18 protein-coding genes are annotated in these 18,399 nt (G+C 61.7%); 4 read left to right on the top strand and 14 right to left on the bottom strand.

What is annotated here, in order from left to right:
- Window positions 1-10: 10 nt before the first annotated feature.
- Window positions 11-793: a slipin family protein gene (locus AC22G6_RS13210; RefSeq protein ID WP_108947800.1), complete on the top strand. Its 783-nt coding sequence runs from the start codon at window positions 11-13 to the stop codon at window positions 791-793.
- Window positions 794-841: 48 nt separating this feature from the next.
- On the opposite strand, the gene AC22G6_RS13205 is transcribed toward AC22G6_RS13210, so the two are convergent.
- The 13 genes from AC22G6_RS13205 to cydP form a co-directional block, all read right to left on the bottom strand.
- Complete coding sequence (locus AC22G6_RS13205) at window positions 842-1,390, bottom strand: rhodanese-like domain-containing protein (protein ID WP_487367152.1); 549 nt, start codon at window positions 1,388-1,390, stop codon at window positions 842-844.
- Window positions 1,391-1,422: 32 nt separating this feature from the next.
- Entirely contained in the window at window positions 1,423-1,761 is a 339-nt protein-coding gene (locus AC22G6_RS13200) for a hypothetical protein (RefSeq protein WP_487367151.1), read from the bottom strand.
- A 12-nt stretch (window positions 1,762-1,773) separates the two neighbouring features.
- Entirely contained in the window at window positions 1,774-3,129 is a 1,356-nt protein-coding gene (locus tag AC22G6_RS13195) for an NAD(P)/FAD-dependent oxidoreductase (protein ID WP_487367150.1), read from the bottom strand.
- 301 nt (window positions 3,130-3,430) lie between these two features.
- Window positions 3,431-4,075, bottom strand: a complete 645-nt coding sequence (locus AC22G6_RS13190; RefSeq protein WP_487367149.1) for a response regulator — start codon at window positions 4,073-4,075, stop codon at window positions 3,431-3,433.
- Entirely contained in the window at window positions 4,029-6,962 is a 2,934-nt protein-coding gene (locus tag AC22G6_RS13185; RefSeq protein ID WP_487367148.1) for a CheR family methyltransferase, read from the bottom strand. The genes AC22G6_RS13190 and AC22G6_RS13185 overlap by 47 nt, the downstream gene beginning before the upstream one ends.
- 957 nt (window positions 6,963-7,919) lie before the next feature.
- Window positions 7,920-8,294: a hypothetical protein gene (locus tag AC22G6_RS13180; RefSeq protein WP_487367147.1), complete on the bottom strand. Its 375-nt coding sequence runs from the start codon at window positions 8,292-8,294 to the stop codon at window positions 7,920-7,922.
- Between the two features lie 102 nt (window positions 8,295-8,396).
- A complete protein-coding gene (locus AC22G6_RS13175) occupies window positions 8,397-9,008 on the bottom strand; it encodes a cytochrome b/b6 domain-containing protein (protein ID WP_487367146.1) in 612 nt (203 codons plus the stop codon).
- The gene (locus tag AC22G6_RS13170; protein WP_487367145.1) at window positions 9,005-10,630 is read right to left on the bottom strand and encodes a tetrathionate reductase family octaheme c-type cytochrome; all 1,626 of its coding nucleotides are present in this window, start codon (window positions 10,628-10,630) and stop codon (window positions 9,005-9,007) included. The genes AC22G6_RS13175 and AC22G6_RS13170 overlap by 4 nt, the downstream gene beginning before the upstream one ends.
- A 235-nt stretch (window positions 10,631-10,865) precedes the next feature.
- Window positions 10,866-11,165: a cyd operon YbgE family protein gene (locus AC22G6_RS13165; RefSeq protein ID WP_487367144.1), complete on the bottom strand. Its 300-nt coding sequence runs from the start codon at window positions 11,163-11,165 to the stop codon at window positions 10,866-10,868.
- Window positions 11,146-11,298 (bottom strand): cytochrome bd-I oxidase subunit CydX, encoded by a 153-nt coding sequence (cydX, locus tag AC22G6_RS13160; RefSeq protein WP_487367143.1) that lies wholly within the window; start codon window positions 11,296-11,298, stop codon window positions 11,146-11,148. Before cydX ends, AC22G6_RS13165 begins: the two co-directional genes overlap by 20 nt.
- Before the next feature lie 23 nt (window positions 11,299-11,321).
- Window positions 11,322-12,464: a cytochrome d ubiquinol oxidase subunit II gene (cydB, locus tag AC22G6_RS13155; protein WP_487367142.1), complete on the bottom strand. Its 1,143-nt coding sequence runs from the start codon at window positions 12,462-12,464 to the stop codon at window positions 11,322-11,324.
- A gap of 15 nt (window positions 12,465-12,479) precedes the next feature.
- Window positions 12,480-14,048, bottom strand: a complete 1,569-nt coding sequence (locus AC22G6_RS13150; RefSeq protein ID WP_108947813.1) for a cytochrome ubiquinol oxidase subunit I — start codon at window positions 14,046-14,048, stop codon at window positions 12,480-12,482.
- A complete protein-coding gene (gene cydP, locus AC22G6_RS13145) occupies window positions 14,038-14,247 on the bottom strand; it encodes a cytochrome oxidase putative small subunit CydP (protein WP_487367141.1) in 210 nt (69 codons plus the stop codon). Before cydP ends, AC22G6_RS13150 begins: the two co-directional genes overlap by 11 nt.
- A 166-nt stretch (window positions 14,248-14,413) precedes the next feature.
- Here cydP and AC22G6_RS13140 point away from each other — a divergent pair, with 166 nt between their 5' ends.
- The 3 genes from AC22G6_RS13140 to AC22G6_RS13130 all read left to right on the top strand — a co-directional run bounded on the left by AC22G6_RS13140 (window position 14,414) and on the right by AC22G6_RS13130 (window position 17,154).
- Window positions 14,414-15,775 carry a sigma-54 interaction domain-containing protein gene (locus AC22G6_RS13140; protein ID WP_487367140.1) on the top strand — a complete coding sequence of 454 codons (1,362 nt, stop codon included), beginning with the start codon at window positions 14,414-14,416 and terminating at the stop codon, window positions 15,773-15,775.
- A gap of 294 nt (window positions 15,776-16,069) precedes the next feature.
- Complete coding sequence (gene petA, locus AC22G6_RS13135) at window positions 16,070-16,660, top strand: ubiquinol-cytochrome c reductase iron-sulfur subunit (protein ID WP_487367139.1); 591 nt, start codon at window positions 16,070-16,072, stop codon at window positions 16,658-16,660.
- 104 nt (window positions 16,661-16,764) lie between these two features.
- Window positions 16,765-17,154 carry a NifB/NifX family molybdenum-iron cluster-binding protein gene (locus AC22G6_RS13130; RefSeq protein ID WP_487367138.1) on the top strand — a complete coding sequence of 130 codons (390 nt, stop codon included), beginning with the start codon at window positions 16,765-16,767 and terminating at the stop codon, window positions 17,152-17,154.
- 81 nt (window positions 17,155-17,235) lie between these two features.
- On the opposite strand, the gene AC22G6_RS13125 is transcribed toward AC22G6_RS13130, so the two are convergent.
- Complete coding sequence (locus AC22G6_RS13125; RefSeq protein WP_487367222.1) at window positions 17,236-18,348, bottom strand: glutaredoxin family protein; 1,113 nt, start codon at window positions 18,346-18,348, stop codon at window positions 17,236-17,238.
- Between the last annotated feature and the right edge of the window lie 51 nt (window positions 18,349-18,399).

Here is an 18,399-nt window from a genome sequence, read left to right as displayed (position 1 = left end):
GGGGAACATCATGATTGACCTGCAACTGGGCCTTGGCCCGCTCATCCTGCTTCTCATCTTCCTGATCGTCGCGTCGATCAAGATTCTGCGCGAGTACGAACGCGGCGTCATCTTCATGCTCGGGCGCTTCTGGAAGGTGAAAGGCCCGGGTTTGGTGATCGTGATTCCGGGCATCCAGCAGATCGTGAAAGTTGATCTGCGCGTGGTCACCATGGACGTACCCTCGCAGGACGTGATCTCGCGCGACAACGTTTCGGTGAAGGTGAATGCGATCGTGTTCTTCCGCGTGGTCGATGCCGAGAAGGCGATCATCCAGGTCGAGAATTTCCTCGTCGCCACCAGTCAGCTGGCGCAGACCACCTTGCGCGCGGTGCTGGGCAAGCATGAACTCGACGAGATGCTGGCCGAGCGCGAACGGCTCAATCTCGATGTGCAGCAGATTCTCGATGCGCAGACCGATTCGTGGGGCATCAAGGTGACCAACGTCGAGATAAAGCACATCGACCTCAACGAGAACATGGTGCGTGCCATCGCTCGGCAGGCGGAAGCCGAGCGCGAACGGCGCGCAAAGGTGATCCATGCTGAAGGCGAGCGCCAGGCAGCAGAGGCGCTGAAGGATGCGGCCGAGATGCTGTCACGCGAGCCGGCGGCAATGCAGTTGAGATACCTGCAGACGCTCACGCAGGTGGCGGGTGATAAGAGCTCGACGCTGGTGTTTCCGGTGCCGGTCGACCTGATCGGGCAGTTGTTCAATCAGAGAGAGAATCGTGCAGCGCCGGTCAAAGCCGAGTAAGGCGGGGATGCGCCGGCGTCTTCCGCAAGAGACGCCGGCACTGAACGGTCAGCGCTTGTCGAGGCGGTAGACCTTTTCCGGATTCATCTTCGTGCTCCATGGCAGCCCGCTGTTCTGCCAGCCGTTCTGCAGGCGGAAGCCCGCCTGAGCGCCTTCCTTGATCGCTGCGCCCTGAAAGCCGTTGATCACGTACCTTGCATTCGGGAACCCGTTTTCGCGCAGGAATGCTGCACTCGGTTCGCCACGCTCACTGCCGGAACGGCACATGGTGATGATTTCGGTGTCCGCGCCGAGGCCACGCTTTTCCAGTTCAGCCTTGATCTGCGCGACGAAGTCGGGGTTCTGGTACAGGCGGAACACACCGCGCTTCTCGTTCCACTGCGTACGGTCGACGAGCATGAAGGGCACGTTAGCATGCACTTCATCGGTGAAGCCGATGAACATGATTTCAACCGGGTCGCGGACGTCGACGAACAGCAGGTTCTTTTCCTGGGCCTGAACCCGGGTATGGGTCTCTTCCGCGCTGATGCCGATATCAAGCGCGTGTGCGCCCAGGCTCAGCAGGCTGAGCGAGCAGGCCAGCAATAGTTTTTTCATGTTGGTTTCCTCCTGGTTGATGAGGCAGGCGGTCAGCGCTGGCGGCGCAGGGTTGCGGCCAGGGGCAGGGTGAGCGCCGCAGCGACAGCACCAAAGCCTGCGGAAATGGCGAACAGGTTTGCCCAGTCCACCCAGTAACCCATGTTTTCGAATGAGGATTTCGTCATCCCCGGTGTGAGCAGGAAGGCGCCGATGAGTGCGATCAGGCCGACCCCAATCGCAGGCTTTACCGCACCACACCACGCCGGGCGACCGCGCACGATCGCAATCACGAAGAGGATGATCAGCAGGGCAGCGACGCCGATGACGACCGGCAGATACATCAAGCCAAGCTCGAAGACGATATTCATTGCAAGCCAGATTTCATACATGGTTCGTTCTCCTTATACCCGGCCTTTTGCGACCGCCATGTAGGCGGGCTTGAGCAGGCGGTATTTCATCAGCCAGGCAAAATAGCTGTCCTGCAGCGGGTCGATCATTGGCAGCGAGGGCGTGAGCCGGTTTTCGTAGTCAAACTCGACCAGCAGGGCCGCGCCTTCTCGAAGCAGCAGCGGGCAGGAGGTGTAGCCGTCGAAGCGCTGCGACGGTTCGCGTCCGGCGATCACGTCCAGCAGGTTCTGGGCGACGAGTGGTGCGCTCTTCTTGATTGTTGCGGCGGTCTTCCCCTTGGGGGTGCCGTTGATGTCGCCAAGGCCGAACACGTTGGGGAAGCGACGATGACGCAGCGTCTCACGATCGACTTCGAGCCATCCTCCGGCAGCGAAACCGCCTTCTTTCCAAGACAGGGGGCTGTTCTTGACGACATCGGGCGCGCTCATCGGCGGTACAACGTGAATGAAGTCGTAACCGAGTTCGGTGCGCTCGCCCTCCGGGCTGACGAAGGTGGCGCGCTGGGCGCCGATATCAACCGCGACCAGCTTGCTGTTGAACGTCACCGGGATGTCGAGCACGGCCCAGCGTTTCAGCACTTCCTCGTTGATGCTGGGAACGCTGAAGATGTTGCCGAGCGCGGAGTGAAACAGCACCTTCGAGTTGCTGCGCGTTCCAGCCTGCTTCAGGCGGTCGGCAACCATAAAGGTCATCTTCAAGGGCGCGCCGGCGCACTTGAGTGCAGTGGCAGGCAGGGTCATCAGCGCGGTTCCGCCTTTCTGGCGGAAGGCATTCATTGTTTTCCAGGTGGTCTGAGCCGCGTCCGGGCTGGGGTAGACGCTGGTCAGCCCGTTCTGGCCAATGGCCTTCACGTCCATGCCCTCGATCTGGTCGAAGTTCAGCTGCAGACCGGTGGCGACAACGAGATAGTCATAGCCGATGCGTTTTCCGCTCTCGGTCACCACTTCGTTGGCCTCGGGGTTGAACTCGGCGACCATCTCGCGCACCCACTCGACGCCTGCCGGGATCAGGTCGGCATTTCGATCGCTGACTTTATCGACCGGCCAGATGCCTGTAGCGACAAGCGTGTAGCCGGGCTGGTAGTTGTGGATTTCCTTGCGGTCGACGATGGTGATGCTCGCACCCTCAAGCTCGCGTGCAAGCCGGTTGGCGATTGCCAGACCGCCGAGGCCGCTGCCTGCAATGACGATGCGCGCAGATGTCTGCAGCGCGGCCTTCGACTCCGATGATACGACCGACAACCCGACACCCGATGCAAGGGGCAGGCCGGTCATGCCCAGCAGCAGACGACGCCGTCCTGCGTCATGCTTATCTGCGGGTACCTGAATGGGGTGGTTCTTTGTGTTCATACGTCCTCTCCTCCTGTCCGGAAAACCAGCTTCATGCAGGACACAGGATCAGCCACGCACTGAAGTTGTTTATTATTATATAAGTAAATAATTATTAAACGCCTTATGCCGGATGCTTGTGTAACTTTGGTTACATGAACGCGGCGAACTGGAGATGCAGATTGAAGCGCCCGATCCTTGAAACGGCACCGGATTTCGAGGGCGTCCTTCTTGCGCAGGCTTGATGCGGTTGGGACGGGCGCTTGCAAGTGCCGTCGGGATGCCACGGAGCGGACAGAACGCGTCCGCGGTGGGGCGCTCCTCAGGGCGAGGTCAGGCCATTGCGAATCGCGTATTTCGTGAGCTCGGCAACGCTGTGAAGTTCGAGCTTGCGCATGATGTTGCGGCGGTGCACGTCCACCGTGCTCGTTGCAATGCACAGGCGGTCTGCGATTTCGGGCGAGGTGTGACCTTCGGCTAGCAGTTGCAGCACTTCGCGTTCGCGGCGCCCGAGTTTCTCGTTGTTGCGGAGATCCGCTGGCGCCTGCGTCCGCACGCTGTCGACCAGGGTCGCGGCCGCTTCATTGCACAGGTAGGTGCGGCCCATTGATACCGCGCGGATCGCGCGCAGGAGTTCGTCCCGGCCCGCGGACTTGACCACATAGCCCGACGCGCCGGCGTCGAGCATCTGCAGCACGATGCGTCGATCCGAGTAGGTCGACAGGGCGACGACCCGGATCTTCGGCTGTTCGGCCAATATGCTGCGTGTCGCCTCGATGCCGCCCATCACGGGCAGGCCGATGTCCATCAGCACGACGTCCGGGTGCAGCTCACGGGCGAGCGTCAGTGCGTCCAGCCCGTCGCTGCATTCCCCGACCAGCGCAATGTCGAGCTCGCGCTCAAGGACGACCTTGAGCGCTTCACGCAGTATCTTGTGATCGTCTACCAGCAGGACTCGAATCGTCATCCTGTTGCCCCTCCCTGAGTGTCTGCCTTTTTCTTGCGGGGAATATGATTCTGATCGTGGCGCCAGCCCCCGGTCTGCTGCTGACTTCCATTTCGCCACCGATGAATTCAATGCGCTCCCTGACGCTGATGAGCCCGAAACCACTTTCGCCTGCCGGACAGGACACCGCCTTCTCGTAGTCGAAGCCCCGGCCCTGATCGGTCACCGTAACGGAGAGCCGGTCGCCCTCCTGGCGATGGCAGTCGATGCTGGCGAGGTTGGTGTCGGCGTGCTTGGAGACGTTGATCAGCAACTCCCTGATGGCTCGGAAGATGGTCGTGCGTGCGGGTTCTTCCAGAACGGGCAGGTCGTCCTCGCGCTCGATGTGGACCGCCAGTCCGTACAGACGCCCCATCTCCTCGCTCAGCCATTCGAGTGCCGGCACCAGACCCAGGGTGCCCAGAATCGGTGGGCTGAGGTGCAGCATCAGGGAGCGAACCGAGCGATGCGCCTGGTCGATGAGCTCCTCCATCTCCGACAGTGCTGCCTTGAGTACGCCCCGTCGCTCGCTGCCCTCGAGGGATGTGAGCTTGATCTTCACGATGGCCAGGGTCTGGGCAAGGTCGTCGTGCAGGTCCCGCGCCAGCAGCCGGCGCTCCCGCTCTTCACTCAATGCCAGCTCGGCCATCAGCGTCCGCAACTGCGCAGTGCGCTCGCGAACACGCCTCTCGAGCGAGGTCGCCATCGTGCGCATCGCAGCGGTGGCCTGTTCGGAGGAAATTCTGGCCTCGGTCACGTCGCTGTACGTCATCACGACGCCCTCGACGTGATGGCTCTCGGTGCGGTAGGGAATGATGCGACGCAGGTACCAGTGCTCGTCACGCGATCTGAACTCGGTCTGAACCGGCTGCAGGGTCTTCAGCACCTGCTTGGCTTCTTCGACAATGCCGGTGCCGAGCCCGTCAGTAGAGAAATCCGTTATCGGGCGGCCAACGTCGGTCGCGATGATGTTGCCGACGGCTTCCATGCCCGGCGTCAGCCACTTGATGCGGAATGCATGATCGAGGCAGATGGTGGCGATCTCACTGCTGGCCAGCAGATTGCTAATGTCGGCGTTGCTCGTCTGAAGTTCTGTGACCTTTTCCTGCAGTGTGCGGTTAGTGGCGTTCAGCGTGTCGTTGAGCGACTTCAGTCCGTCCCGCGATATCTCGAGTTCTTCATTCGCAGACTGCAGCTCCGCGTTCATCGCGGCAACTTCCTCGTTGGAAACCAGCAGCTCATGGTTGGACGTTGTCAGTTGCTCGATCACGCTCTGCAGGTCATCGCGGGTGGCGCGCAGTTCGTCTTCCAGCTGTTTTACCAGCGGATCGCCAGTCTTTTTGCCGCTCGCCGGTGGATTGCCCGCGTTCTCGAACACGACCAGCAGATACCGGCAGTCGCCTCCGTCGGGCTCCGCAACCGGGACGACGCTGAAACGCACCTGCCGGTAGCCGTGAGCATCGCGTATGCGCGCATCGTCGACAGTGACCGTCGTTCCCTGCTTGAGGGCCTGCCTGAGCGCGCATCCAAGCCGTGACCGAAGGCCTTCACGGGCTTGCGCGAGCAGGTCGAGGGTTGGTGCGCCACGGGGCATCTGCAGGAAGTGCTCCGTCGGGCCGCAGAAATAGCATGTTTCGAAGCTGGTGCTGACCAGCACGGCCGCTGGCGGAAAATGCGCCTGCAGCAGTCTGCGGGTCAGGCTCGCCACGTCATCGTCCCGCGACGCGGACGGCCTGGCGTCGGGTACGGTCACAGACCAGCTGTCCGGTTTAGTGGGCATGGGCACACCTGAAGTCTTGCAGCGATCCCGGTGACGGTAAATGCGCCATTTTCTGGAAACCGGCACGAACAGATCCGTGCGCCGTCCAGGGGTTTCAGCGCAGCCGAGAAAGAGATGGCCGCCTGGGTTCAAGGCAAAGTCAAACGATGAAAAGAGCGCCTGCCGGGTGCTGTCATCAAGGTAGATCAGCAGGTTGCGACAACAGATCAGGTCCACCCTGGAAATGGGCGAGTCGCTGATGACATTCTGCACGCCGAAGACCACGCAGTCGCGCACTTCCGTGCGCACCTGATAACGGCCATCCGGGTCGCACGGGACGAAGTAGCGGGCCAGGTACTCTGCAGCGACATGATCCTTAATCTCATCAGGATAGATCCCGCGGCGCCCATATTGCAGGGCTGCATCGTTGATGTCGGTAGCGAACACCTGAAGCGGGCAGTGTTTATCCGCACGGCGCAGCGCGTCGAGGATCAGGATCGCGACCGAATAGGCTTCTTCACCCGTAGAACAGGCGGGCACCCAGACCCGGATCGCTTCGCCTGCCACCGCGGCCTCGATCATTGGCGCAAGGACGTCGGTGTCGAGCACCTCCCATGCCTCGGGATCGCGGAAGAACACGGAGACTCCGATCAGCAGCACCTTGAACAGGGCTTCCGCTTCACCCGGGTCCGAATCGAGCATGCGTACATAATCCGGGAGCGCATGCAGGTCATGCAGCGCCATGCGGTGGCGGATATGGCTGATCAGCGTGTCCTGCCTGAACTGGCTGAAATTGCAGTCATGACGCTGGCGGATCAGATCGAGAATCCGATCGAGACATGCGCAGTCATCCCACCCGGGCGGGATGGAAGGGGATCTCGTGGGAGCCGACTGTGCTGCGCGCGCCGCCTGGGCGTTCGCGGCAGAGCGGGCGCTGGTCGAAATGGTGAACGAAGGTGCAAACGGCGGTCTGCCGTCCCCATCCTGCCGGCGTCGTGCGGATGTGACGCCATCGTGCGCCGCCTTTGCTGTGGGTAGCGAGGCGGCAGAGGGCGCTGTGTTGTTGTTTGTCACCCGGTGTCCCTTCCTGCGCTGGTCTGTTATGCGCATGAATCGCGACGTGGGCGATGCATGTGCTTGCGCTTATGCGACAAAAGTAACAAATCCAGACATTTTGCGCAGTACCTGAAATCAGGTAGCGCTTTTTCGGCCGGATTCGGACGCGCGCAGAGCCGCGTGCAGCAATCCGTGCTGCGGTTTTCCTCTTGGGCTGGATGAGAGGCAGCTCGTCCCGCAACCCAGATCTGGCGCGTGGGGACCGGGTTTGAGCGCACTGGCGGTTTCCGTTGCAGATGATTGCGGCATGGCTTCCGGTCTCATGCCATGCAGGCATTGTCGCGGTGAGGACAAGGCCCTGCGCTTGAAGGGGCTGGCGCTCACTACCATCGTCCCGGTAGCCCGTATTCGACGATTCAGGTATTACCCGGGTCGGCAATGCCCCGTAAGGTGAAGCTGACGGCGAGCACGCGCCACGGGGCGCAAGGCCTGCAAGGGTGGGAGAGATCGGCCTGAGACCGGTTCATGTCTCATATGGGTCCGTCCGCGGACAATGGGAGGTGAGCGCATGCGTTACGGAAAACGGTTGTTGAGGCTGCTGAAGGCGGGGCCCGCTCAGGTACTTGAGGCAGGGTGTCTGATGCGCCACGGTCCGCGTGTCGAAGGTGCTGATCATGTGGCACCCGGACGGCCTTCGATCAGGCAGGGCTTGGTGGTGCTGACATGCAGTTTCGCTCTCCTGGCAGGGCAGGCTGGTGCAGTGATCGCCAGCCTTGACGTGCCGCCCGCCGAGCCGTGTGAGCCGGAACATGCGGCGGATGACCCCACGCGTGAGAAGGCGCCCGGGAGCGGGACGCAATGCCCGGCTCAGACTGCGGAGCCAATACCAGCGCCGACGCAACATCCAAAAGATGTCGAGGAAGGGCGGCGCGTGGGCATGCTGATGCTCTTCCTGCACATGATCGGCGGCAGCAGGACGCAATGAGCTTCATTGACGGCTTGCGGTGAGCGCTACTCCCACGCCCAGCTGTCTGCCGGAATCCTGAGAAAGACCTCTTCATCGGCGGCTGTGCTTGCCGAGAGTTCGAGCACGCCGCCCTCCTTGACACGCGCCCGCGTGCCGACCGCACCGAGCAGTTCGGTCAATGTCGATGGACGCCGCACTGTCGTCGGCAGCCACCCGAAGTGCTCGCCCAGCAGCCCCAGCCAGACGTCGAGCGATGGTTCGGACAGGCGGACGAGCTTGATGTCGATCTCACTGGTCATGGTGTTCAAGGCAGGTGACAGGCGTTCGATGCCCGCGCAGGTGCGCGGGCTGAAAACAGCGGCTAGTTGATTTGCTGTAAAAAAATACAGTATTTCGCTGTCGACTGCAATTCCCTGCATCCTCAGTCCGATGCCGGGCGTGAAAGCGGACTCGCCCCGGCGGAAAGACGAAGCTTCCGCCGGGGCGAGTGCGCTTGCGTGGGAATGGCTGCCGCGGCAGGGTCAATGTGGCTGGTCGGACTCCTCCCACCCCGTGATCATGGCCTTGATGTGGGCGAAGACCGTATGCCCGGTGGTGGTGAGATAGACGTGGATGAAGAAGAAGGCCGTGATCATGAAGGCCCCGATCGTATGCGCCAGCGCAACCGACTCAAGCGACAGGTATTGCGCCAGACCGAGCTGCCCCCAGTTGCCGTAGAACAAATACAGCAGGCCCGACACCCAGATCAGCGGTGAGATGAAGGCCAGCAAGGCCAGGTAGGCCAGGCGCTGCAAGGGGTTGTGCTTGTGGCGCGCGGTCTTGTGGAAGGGGTGCGGGCTGTTTCTGAAGATCCCGATGGTGTAGTAGTTGACCATCGCCAGCACGTTCTTCATTGATGGAAGGTACTGCCGCCATTCGCCCGTCGTGAACTGCCAGAAGATGGTGAAGGCCCACAGTACCAGCAGCGACCATGCGGCCACGGTGTGCACGCTCACGGCCTTGTCAAAGCCGAGCAGCGCGTAGCTGCCGTGTACCTCGAAACCGGTAATCATCATGATGATGATCAGCGCAGCCTGCGACCAGTGCCAGAACCGTTCATAGCGCTTGTAGATGTAGATGCGTCCGGTGCTCATTGTTCATGCCTCCTGCGACGGGTGACGATGCGGATCAGGCCATGCAGCAGGCCTGCGCCGATGGAGCCGGCGATGAGCATGCCGCCCAGCATGTCGATCCATTTGTTGTGATCACGACCCGGAATGTAGATGTCCGTGATCTCGGCAAGGCGGCCGTCGGCGGAGCGGGTGTGGCATTCCTGGCACGGAACGGCTTTCTCCTTGGGCGCGACCATGTGGGTGATGAACCAGTTCATGCGGGTTTCGATGAAACCGAACTCGCCGCTGTAGGGAAGCTCCGCGTAATCCATGCCGGCCTTGATTGACTTGGCGTAATCGAAGTTGCCCCAGAAGGCGGTATCGTCCTTGCCGTACACATGATTGACGACCAGGGTCTTGTTGACCTTGTCGTAGGGCTGCTTGCCGTGCATGACCTTGAACGGCCAGATGCGGGCATTGGGGTCCTTCGCCGAGCCCTCGACCGCGTTGAGCTCAAGGACCTTCGTGTCGTCGATCCTGTCGGTGATCGCGATCTGATGAACCACGCCGTTGTACCACTTGTATACCGGGCGCACGTTCTCGCCGTACTCGAAGTCGCCTTTCTCGGCAGAGTAGATCAGATGTCCATGGTCGTTCTTGATGAACAACGGCTTGCCGTCGGGCCCCCGCTTGCCGGCAGTCGACCAGTCCCAGAGCATCTTGGTCCCCAGGCCACCACGTGCGAACTCCGGAATGTGGCAGGTCTGGCAGGCGAGTCTGTCGGCATGCCTGTTGATCCGGACCTCCTTGTGCGGCGTTACGCCGTGGCAGGATTCGCATGTTGCGCGGTTGTGGTCGTCGTCGGGCAGATCGAGCCCGTGCGTATCTTTCGGGTTGGCTGCGTAACGACTGCCCGAGGGCTGGTGTGCATTGAAGGTGTGGCAGTCGGCACAGGTCATGTTGGCGCCATCGACCGCCATGTGCACATCGAGCTCGCGGCTTGGCTTGATCAGTGAGCTGTCCAGGTCCCCGTGTTTCACCGCGTCTCCGCCACCGCCGTTGAAGTGGCAGGCGCCGCAGTTTTCACGCCCGGGCTGCCCGACATGCTGGGCGATCTTCGCCAGATCCGGTGGTTGCACGACATTCCCGCTGCCCTTGGGCATTTCGCGCGGTTCGTACAACGGGTGCCCGGCGTCGGTGGCAATCTTCTTGTAGGTGCCCGTCGTATCGTGGCAGGCCAGACAATCGACATTCTCCTGATTGGTGAAGTCGAAGTCCTTGTCCTCCCAGCCATAACCGGCGTGGCAGCTGGTACAGCGTGGCTCATTGGAGATCGGCGAACCGCAGAAATTGTTCGCGGCGAACTTCTTGCCGAGCTTCTTGCCGGTGGTCGGGCTCACCGCTTCCCAGGTCCAGTGAATGCTCTTCATCACCTGGTGCCCTGCCTTGTTGTGACAGCTGAGGCAGGCGCGGGTGACATCCGGGCCCGTCGCGAAAGGGCCCTTCAATGCTTCGAGCTGGCTATGGTCCGTGGTAACAGTCGAGGTCGAGGCGGACTTCGCCGGGTGCGCAAGCGGCGCTGTCGTCGCGAGTGCGGGTGTCGGGCCGTGGAGCAGGGTGACCAGCAGACCCGCTCCAAAGAGTTTTTTCCAGTGGATGTTCACGATGTCTCCTTTGTTCCAGCGGCGTGTGCGCGTTGCGCATGTGCCCATCCCTCTACCGTCGTACGGTGGGTTCCGCCGGGGCGGTCAGCTCGCAGTGCCGGGCGGTCTGTAAAGCAGTAAATCGATAAGTTCTAATTCATTGTTGAGCAGCAGGGTCTGAAACCGGAGGGCTGAGGCTTGCTGCAGTTTGAAAATGCTGGCGCTGTCGCACGATGCGGCAAGGTCAGCTCGGAAATCAGCCGAGGGTGTACAGCCGTATGGCCGCCAGCGTGACGCCGCCCAGACACGCAAGCCCGGAAAACAGCCAGCGCCAGGCGAAAAAGCGCGGTCTGAAGCCGACGCCCGTCACGAAACCGGCACTCATCGCCCAGAACAGCGCCATCGCGGCCCAGTGGTCGGCTCCACCGCCGGGTGCGGCGAGCGCCCCCGGCCAGATCGTGATGCCGAGCATGATGGCGATGGCGGCGAGCAGCGGCAGCAACTGAATGCTGCTGCCGGGCTGAACAACCGCCGGGTCAGTTTGCCGGTCGGTCATTGTCGGTGCCCGCCGGGCGGGATCCGCCGCCCCGGGCCTCCTCGCGTGCGGCTTCGTTCTCGCCCCACATGGCGTTCAGAATTGCCAGCAGGACGGCAAAGCCAATGCCCAGTACCCATGCGAAATACCACATCGTGTGCTCCTTTCTCTATTGGCTCAGTAGGCCGAGTGTTCGTTTTCGCGGATGTAGGCGGTCGTGACCTTGCCCGACATCACCTTGTAGGCCCAGCTCGTGTAGATGATGATCAGGGGCATGAAGATGATCGTGGCCCAGAACATGATGCCCAGCGTGCGATGGCTGGAGACGCTGTCCCACACCGTCAGGCTGGCGGCCGGCATGGTCGAGGACGGCATCAGGAAGGGGAACATCGACACCCCGGCCGTACCGATCACGCCCACGATGGCGATCGACGATGCCACGAAGGCGGTGAGCGTACGGCCACGCGCCACCATCAGCATGCCAACGGCGGTGCCAAGGTAGGCGATTGCCGGCACGATCAGGGTCAGTGGCATGTCGCGGTAGTTCGCAAACCAGGCGCCGCTTTGCTGCACAACGGTCTTCGACATCGGGTTGGGCTGGGCTGCGGCATCAACGGCAGAGGTGATCACGTAGCCGAAGTTGCCTTGCGCCAGCCAGATGCCGGCACCAGTGAAGCCCACCAGCATCAGCGCACCGAATACCAGTGCGGCGGTGCGCGCCCGGTTCTGGATTTCACCCTCGGTACGGTGCGCCAGATAGATCGCGCCATGGAAGGTGATCATCGCCGTGCTTACCACGCCGGCAAGCAGCGCAAACGGATTCAGCAGGCCCCAGAACGACCCGGTGTAGTACGACACCAGGTTGTTGTCGAAGTGGAAGGGCACGCCCTGCAGCAGGTTGCCGAATGCGACGCCGAAGATCAGCGGCGGCACCGCACCGCCGACGAACAGGCCCCAGTCCCAGGTCGTCCGCCACATGGCATTGTGAATCTTGCTGCGGTAGTCGAAACCGACGGGCCGGAAGAACAGGGCCCACAGCACGGCCAGCATGGCCCAGTAGAAGCCGGAGAAGGCGGTGGCATACACCAGCGGCCAGGCGGCAAAGATGGCGCCGCCGCCGGTGATGAACCACACTTGGTTGCCATCCCAGTGCGGTCCTACGGTGTTGATCACGACTCGTCGTTCTTCGTCGTTCTTGCCGACGAAGGGCAGCAGCGTGCCCACGCCCATGTCGTGACCGTCCATGATGGCAAAGCCCACGAGCAGTACGCCCACGAGAATCCACCAGATGAGTTTCAGGGTCGGGTAATCGAAGATCATGGTCTTGGCTCCTGATCAGGCTTTGGCAGCAGCGTGGTGGGTTTCGTTGAGATAACGGCCAGTACCGAGGCTGCCCGGCCCCTGGCGGGCAAAGCGAACCATCAGGTACATCTCGACCACGAGCAGCAGGGTGTAGAAGCCGATGAAACCGGCGAGCGAGCCATACAGACTTTCCACGGTCAGCGTCGACACCGAGAGGTGGGTCGGCAGCACGCCGTAGATGGTCCAGGGTTGCCGGCCATACTCGGCAACAAACCAGCCCATCTCACAGGCCAGCCAGGGAACGGGCAGGAACCACAGCGACCACTTCAGCAGCCAGGTGCGGGTGGCGAAATCGCCCTTGATCGAATACCACAGCGCAAGACCGAACAGCGCGAGCATGGCAAAGCCCATCGCCACCATGATGCGGAAGGTCCAGAACAGCGGCGCGACGCGGGGCAGGGTGTCGCGGGTAGCACGGTCGATGATCTCCGGGGTGACATCATCCATCGACACGACGTACTTCTTGAGCAGCAGGCCGAAGCCGAGATCGGCTTTCACCTTGTCAAAGGCAGCACGGGTCGCGTCGTCGGCCGGCGCCTGACGCAGCTTCTCAAGCAGGCGGACCGCTTCGATACCGGTGACGATGCGCTCTCGATTCTTGACCAGGATCTCCTTGATGCCGGGCAGTTCCTTGTCGAGCGAACGCGTGCCGATGATGCCCATCGCCCAGGGGATATGAATGGCGAAGTCGTTCTTCATCTCTTCCTGATTGGGGATGGCGATGACGTTGAAGCTGGCGGGCGCCGGTTCGGTTTCCCACATGGCTTCCATCGCGGCGAGCTTGGTCTGCTGGGCTTCGCCGAGTGCGTAGCCGGACTCGTCGCCGAGCACGATCACCGAGCACACCGACGCAAAGCCAAAAGCGGCCGCAATGCGGAAGCTGCGCTTGGCAAACTCGATGTCACGTCCCTTCAGCAGGTACCAGGCGGAGATCGAAAGCACGAACATTGCGCCGGTGACATAGCCTGCCGACACCGTATGCACGAACTTGCCCTGTGCGACCGGGTTGAACAGCACCGCCCAGAAGTCGGTGAGTTCCATGCGCATGGTTTCATAGCTGAACTCGGCACCGACCGGGTTCTGCATCCAGCCGTTGGCGATCAGAATCCACAGTGCCGACAGGTTGGTGCCCACTGCCATCAGAATCGTCACCAGCAGATGCTGGCGGCGCGAGAGCCGGTCCCAGCCGAAGAAGAACAGACCGATCATGGTCGATTCGAGGAAGAAGGCCATCAGGCCCTCAATGGCAAGCGGGGCGCCGAAGATGTCGCCCACGTAGTGCGAGTAGTACGCCCAGTTGGTGCCGAACTGAAACTCGAGCGTAATGCCGGTGGTGACGCCAAGTGCAAAGTTGATGCCGAACAGCTTGCCCCAGAATTTGGTCATGTCCTTGTAGACGGTCTTGCCCGTCATCACATAGACACTCTCCATGATGACCAGCATCCAGACCATGCCAAGCGTAAGTGGCACAAACAGGAAGTGGTACATCGCTGTTGCGGCAAACTGCAGCCGCGACAGGTCCACGAGTTGTTCACTGACCATCGTGTTCTCCATCAATCGAGATTTGTTGTTTTGCAGATGCTGGCGGTGCAAACCTGGCTGCAACGCTGTCGGGCGCCACGGGCACCTTCTCCTCGCGAACGAAAACCCACCACAGGGCGGTGATCAGAACAAGCTTGATCAGGACGACAAGGACGAGTTCACGAACGAGTTTGCGATCGGATATGGCAGCTTGTGGCATAGGAAACTCCAGGTTTTCTTAGATCCTATCAAGATCCGTACCACACATGAAAGCAATAAAAAGTTGATGAAAATCAAATTGTTGGTTAAGTGATTGAATATTTTGATTGACCTGCTTGTGCCATAGTGGCAGATTGGTTGCGCCAACATGTCAAGAGTGACAGTCCATGTCTGCCGACCCGCGACCACTACCTGAACTCGTTTCATTCATTGAAACGCTGCCCGAACCCCACATCCTGTGCGACCGTGACTACCGGATCATCGCGGCCAATGCGGCGTATCGAAAGTCATGCGCCGACGGTCGCAGCGTGGTCGGTCGCACCTGCTACGACGTGTCGCATCACTACAGCGTCCCCTGCGACCGGGCGGGAGAGTCCTGTCCGCTGTCGCGGAGCCTGCAGTCCGGGCAGCGTGAGCGGGTGCTGCATCTGCATCACACACCGCGCGGCGAGGAGTACGTCAACATCGAGCTTTCGCCGGTCCGTGACGGCAGCGGGGAGATCGCCTGGTTCATCGAGAAGATGGAGCCGATGCCGGTTGCGCGCGGCGTGTCCGACAACCATGGCCTGATCGGCCGTGCGCCCGCCTTTCAGCGCATGCTGGAACTGGTGGTGCGGGTTGCCCCATCGGAGGCCAGCGTCCTGCTGCAGGGCGAGTCCGGCACCGGCAAGGAGCTTGTCGCCAGTGCGGTGCATGAAGCCAGCCGGCGTGCGGATCGGCCCTTCGTGGTGGTGGACTGCTCCGGGCTCCCCGATACCCTGTTCGAGAGTGAAGTCTTCGGCCACGAGCGTGGCGCCTTCACCGGTGCGGTGGCGCGCAAGCCGGGGCTCGTCGAGGCCGCCAGCGGCGGCACGCTCTTCCTCGACGAGGTCGGTGACATTCCGCTGAGCATGCAGGTCAAGCTGCTGCGCCTGCTCGAAACGGGCACCTATCGTCGCGTCGGCTCAACCGAGTTGCGCCGCGCCGATATTCGTCTGGTGTCGGCGACCCACCGCCCCTTGCAGGAGATGATCAGCGACGGGTCGTTCCGGCAGGACCTGTACTTCCGCCTGAATACCTTTCCGATCATTGTTCCCCCCTTGCGCGAGCGGCTTGAAGACTTGCCCCTGCTGGTCGGCGCCCTGCTCGAACGTGTCGCACCGAACCGCAAACTTGAACTGTCCGCCGATGCCATGCAGGTACTCGCGGCCTATCCGTTTCCGGGCAATGTGCGTGAGCTTCGCAATGTGCTTGAGCGTGCGAGTCTGATGTGTGACGGCGACATGATTCATCCTGAACATCTGGCTGAAGAGATCAGGCAGGGTGCTGCCGCCATGCCCCCACCGGGTCGGTCTGTGCATGAGAGCGCAGCGATTGCCTTGGGCGGGCATGCCGTGCCGGATCTTGGCGAACTCGAACACCAGGTGCTGCGACAGGCGGTGATCAGCCATCGGGGGAGCCGGCGTGAGCTTGCTGCCAGACTGGGGTTGAGCGAACGCACGCTCTACCGGCGCCTGAAAGCGCTCGGGCTGGACAAGGCGCTGGATTGAACGCTGCCAGATCGATTGGCAGGCACTGACATGATGGCAGCCGTGGCAGCGCGGTGGAATCGGGGCCTTTTTGCATCTATCTGAAAAATATAGGTTTTCTGTTTGGCACGCAGATTGCTAATTCGATAGTGAAGCGAGGCTGTATCGCAATTGCCGTCCGGTCTTCACCTCTGAGACCCCCCAACCCCTTGGTGCTGCGATTGCGTACGACAAGTGCCTGAATGGCACGACATCCGGCCTCGCTTCCTTTTTTCGAACGCATTTCAATCGCAAGAACCGAACGAGGGAGCGTCCATGTCTGACTGCCTTAACGACCGTCGTAAACTGCTCATTGCCACAGGCGGAGCAGGTGCCGTTGCAGCCGCAGCGAGTGCCGTCCCCTTTGTGGCCAGCCTGACGCCGTCCCAGCGCGCGCGCGCCGCAGGTGCGCCGGTCGAGGCGGATGTCAGCAAACTGGCCGCCGGCGAGATGATGACCGTCGAATGGCGCGGAAAGCCGGTGTGGATTCTCCGTCGCACGCCGGAAATGCTGGCTGCGCTGGAAGGGCATGACCAGGATCTCGCTGATCCCGGCTCCAGTGAAAACCAGCAGCCGGCATATGCGGCAAACCGGCACCGCTCGATCAACCCCGAGTTTCTGGTGGTTGTCGGCATCTGTACCCACCTGGGCTGCTCGCCCTCCGAGAAGTTCGTGCCGGGTGCGGAAAGTGGTGTCCGGGCCGACTGGCCGGGCGGCTTTCTGTGCCCGTGTCACGGTTCCACCTTCGACCTGGCCGGCCGTGTCTTCCTGAGCCAGCCGGCGCCGACCAATCTTGAAGTGCCCCCGTACATGTGGCTGTCCGATGCAGTTGTCCGCATCGGCGAGGACGAGAGCGGAACGGCCTGATCGGTCAGGTCCGCACCCTTTCCCCGGCGCCGGCGTGCGGCGCAATCGGCCAGGCGGGAGCGACCGCCTCATGTTTGAGGCAATGCACAGCAGGAGTACCCATCATGAGAGTTGCAGTCACAAGCCAGAACTTCAGAACCGTTACCGCCCATGCAGGCAAGGCGAGGCGCTTTCTGATCTACGACATCAGCAATCCGTGCTCGCCACGTGAAGTAGAGCGACTGGACCTGCCGAAGGAAATGTCATTCCATGAGTTTCACGGCGATCACCATCCGATCGACGGTGTTGATGCACTGGTGACCGGCGGCGCGGGTGAGGGCTTTGTCGCGCGTCTGGGACAGCGTGGTATCGAGGTCGTGATGTGTGGCGAGACGGATCCGCTGCAGGCGGTAAAGGACTACATCCAGGGCACGGTGAAGCCTGTTCCGCCCGGCGAACATGAGCATGGCCATCACCATCATCACCACCACAACCACGGCAATCATCAGCACTGATCCTGATTGAACACCGCGAAGAAATACGGCGGCCTGCACAAGCAGGTCGCCGTATTTCCTTGTGTGGCGGTGGCGTCGGGCTCAGCTGAGCCATTCGGGTCTGAGCAGCATGATCAGGCCCAGGCCAAGCATGGCGATGCCGCTGAGCAGCTTGAGCGCCCGGCCACCCCTTTCGCTGAGTTTTGCACTGCCCAGCGCAATGACGGCCAGCGTGACCATCAAGGCATCGTCGGCGATATAGCCGACGATGTAGAGCCCAAGATAGGCATAGTGTGCAAACGGGCCGAGCTGCTGCTGGGTGAGGACTGCCGTGTATAGCGCAGGCAGACCGGCAGTGCACAGGAGCTCGACGAAGTTGACGATGACGGCCAGCATCGCAACCCCGACCAGCGAGGCGCCAAGACGCTCTGCCTTGAGGATGTCGCGGATCCGGGCATAAAGGCCGGGCTTCACCGAGTCGGGGATCGAAAGCGATATGCCGCGGCCCGCCGCGACAAAGTCCTTTACGTTGATGGTGCCGATCAGAATGGCCACGCAGGCAAGGGCGGCCCGGATCGCCGCCGACATGCCCACGAACAGAAATATGTTCAGCCACGCGGCCATGAACGCGTAGTACACCGCGCCGCTCACCAGCACGAAGGTGCCAGCGACCAGCGCCATGCGTCTGCGGCTCTTCAGACGCACCAGCAGGGACAGCAGGAACAGCAGCAACCACATTGCGCAGGGGTTGAAGCCGTCTAGCAGGCCCATGCTCAGCGTGAACAGGGGCAGGCCCAGCTCCGAGGCGCTCAGGGTGCCGAACTGCCGGGTCTCGACAGCGTCGTTTACCGGTCGGTCTCCGATCAGCGCGCGCAGTTCGGCGCCCATGTGCTCGGCATCGTCGAAGCCGACCAGAATACGGTCTCCGATCACGAACATGGGCACACCCGGCGGCCAGATCCCGGCGCTGCGGCTCAGCTCAATCAGCGCGTCGCGCGCGGTTTCGTCGCGATCGACTTCGCGGAAGACGATGTGGAGATCAGGACGCTCGGCAGCCAGTTGCCTGAGGAAGTCCTTTGCAGCGCTGCAATGCGGGCAGCCCTCGCGCACGAAGACCGACAGCACCGCAGGAGGCGCATCCGGCTCCACGGTCTGATCGGCCACGCTGGCGGCGCTGGCAGAAACGGCAATGGCGGCCAGCACCAGCAGGAGCATCACGTGTGCCATCCGGAAGAGCCGGTGCCACTGAAATACGCCGCGCCGCTT

The organism is Parazoarcus sp. PS-13 R2A, from assembly GCF_057621855.1.
This window is presented reverse-complemented; position numbering and strand designations above follow the sequence as displayed.

Coding starts and splice junctions, on each gene's coding strand:
- AC22G6_RS13200 (WP_487367151.1), bottom strand. CDS start 1,761: ATGTATGAAATCTGGCTTGCAATGAATATCGTCTTCGAGCTTGGCTTG.
- AC22G6_RS13185 (WP_487367148.1), bottom strand. CDS start 6,962: ATGCGCATAACAGACCAGCGCAGGAAGGGACACCGGGTGACAAACAAC.
- cydB (WP_487367142.1), bottom strand. CDS start 12,464: ATGATCTTCGATTACCCGACCCTGAAACTCATCTGGTGGATTCTCGTG.
- AC22G6_RS13190 (WP_487367149.1), bottom strand. CDS start 4,075: ATGACGATTCGAGTCCTGCTGGTAGACGATCACAAGATACTGCGTGAA.
- AC22G6_RS13210 (WP_108947800.1), top strand. CDS start 11: ATGATTGACCTGCAACTGGGCCTTGGCCCGCTCATCCTGCTTCTCATC.
- AC22G6_RS13175 (WP_487367146.1), bottom strand. CDS start 9,008: ATGAGCACCGGACGCATCTACATCTACAAGCGCTATGAACGGTTCTGG.
- cydX (WP_487367143.1), bottom strand. CDS start 11,298: ATGTGGTATTTCGCATGGGTACTGGGCATTGGCTTTGCCGTCCTGCTG.
- AC22G6_RS13140 (WP_487367140.1), top strand. CDS start 14,414: ATGTCTGCCGACCCGCGACCACTACCTGAACTCGTTTCATTCATTGAA.
- AC22G6_RS13130 (WP_487367138.1), top strand. CDS start 16,765: ATGAGAGTTGCAGTCACAAGCCAGAACTTCAGAACCGTTACCGCCCAT.
- cydP (WP_487367141.1), bottom strand. CDS start 14,247: ATGCCACAAGCTGCCATATCCGATCGCAAACTCGTTCGTGAACTCGTC.
- petA (WP_487367139.1), top strand. CDS start 16,070: ATGTCTGACTGCCTTAACGACCGTCGTAAACTGCTCATTGCCACAGGC.
- AC22G6_RS13205 (WP_487367152.1), bottom strand. CDS start 1,390: ATGAAAAAACTATTGCTGGCCTGCTCGCTCAGCCTGCTGAGCCTGGGC.
- AC22G6_RS13180 (WP_487367147.1), bottom strand. CDS start 8,294: ATGCAGGGAATTGCAGTCGACAGCGAAATACTGTATTTTTTTACAGCA.
- AC22G6_RS13165 (WP_487367144.1), bottom strand. CDS start 11,165: ATGACCGACCGGCAAACTGACCCGGCGGTTGTTCAGCCCGGCAGCAGC.
- AC22G6_RS13125 (WP_487367222.1), bottom strand. CDS start 18,348: ATGCTCCTGCTGGTGCTGGCCGCCATTGCCGTTTCTGCCAGCGCCGCC.
- AC22G6_RS13195 (WP_487367150.1), bottom strand. CDS start 3,129: ATGAACACAAAGAACCACCCCATTCAGGTACCCGCAGATAAGCATGAC.
- AC22G6_RS13150 (WP_108947813.1), bottom strand. CDS start 14,048: ATGGTCAGTGAACAACTCGTGGACCTGTCGCGGCTGCAGTTTGCCGCA.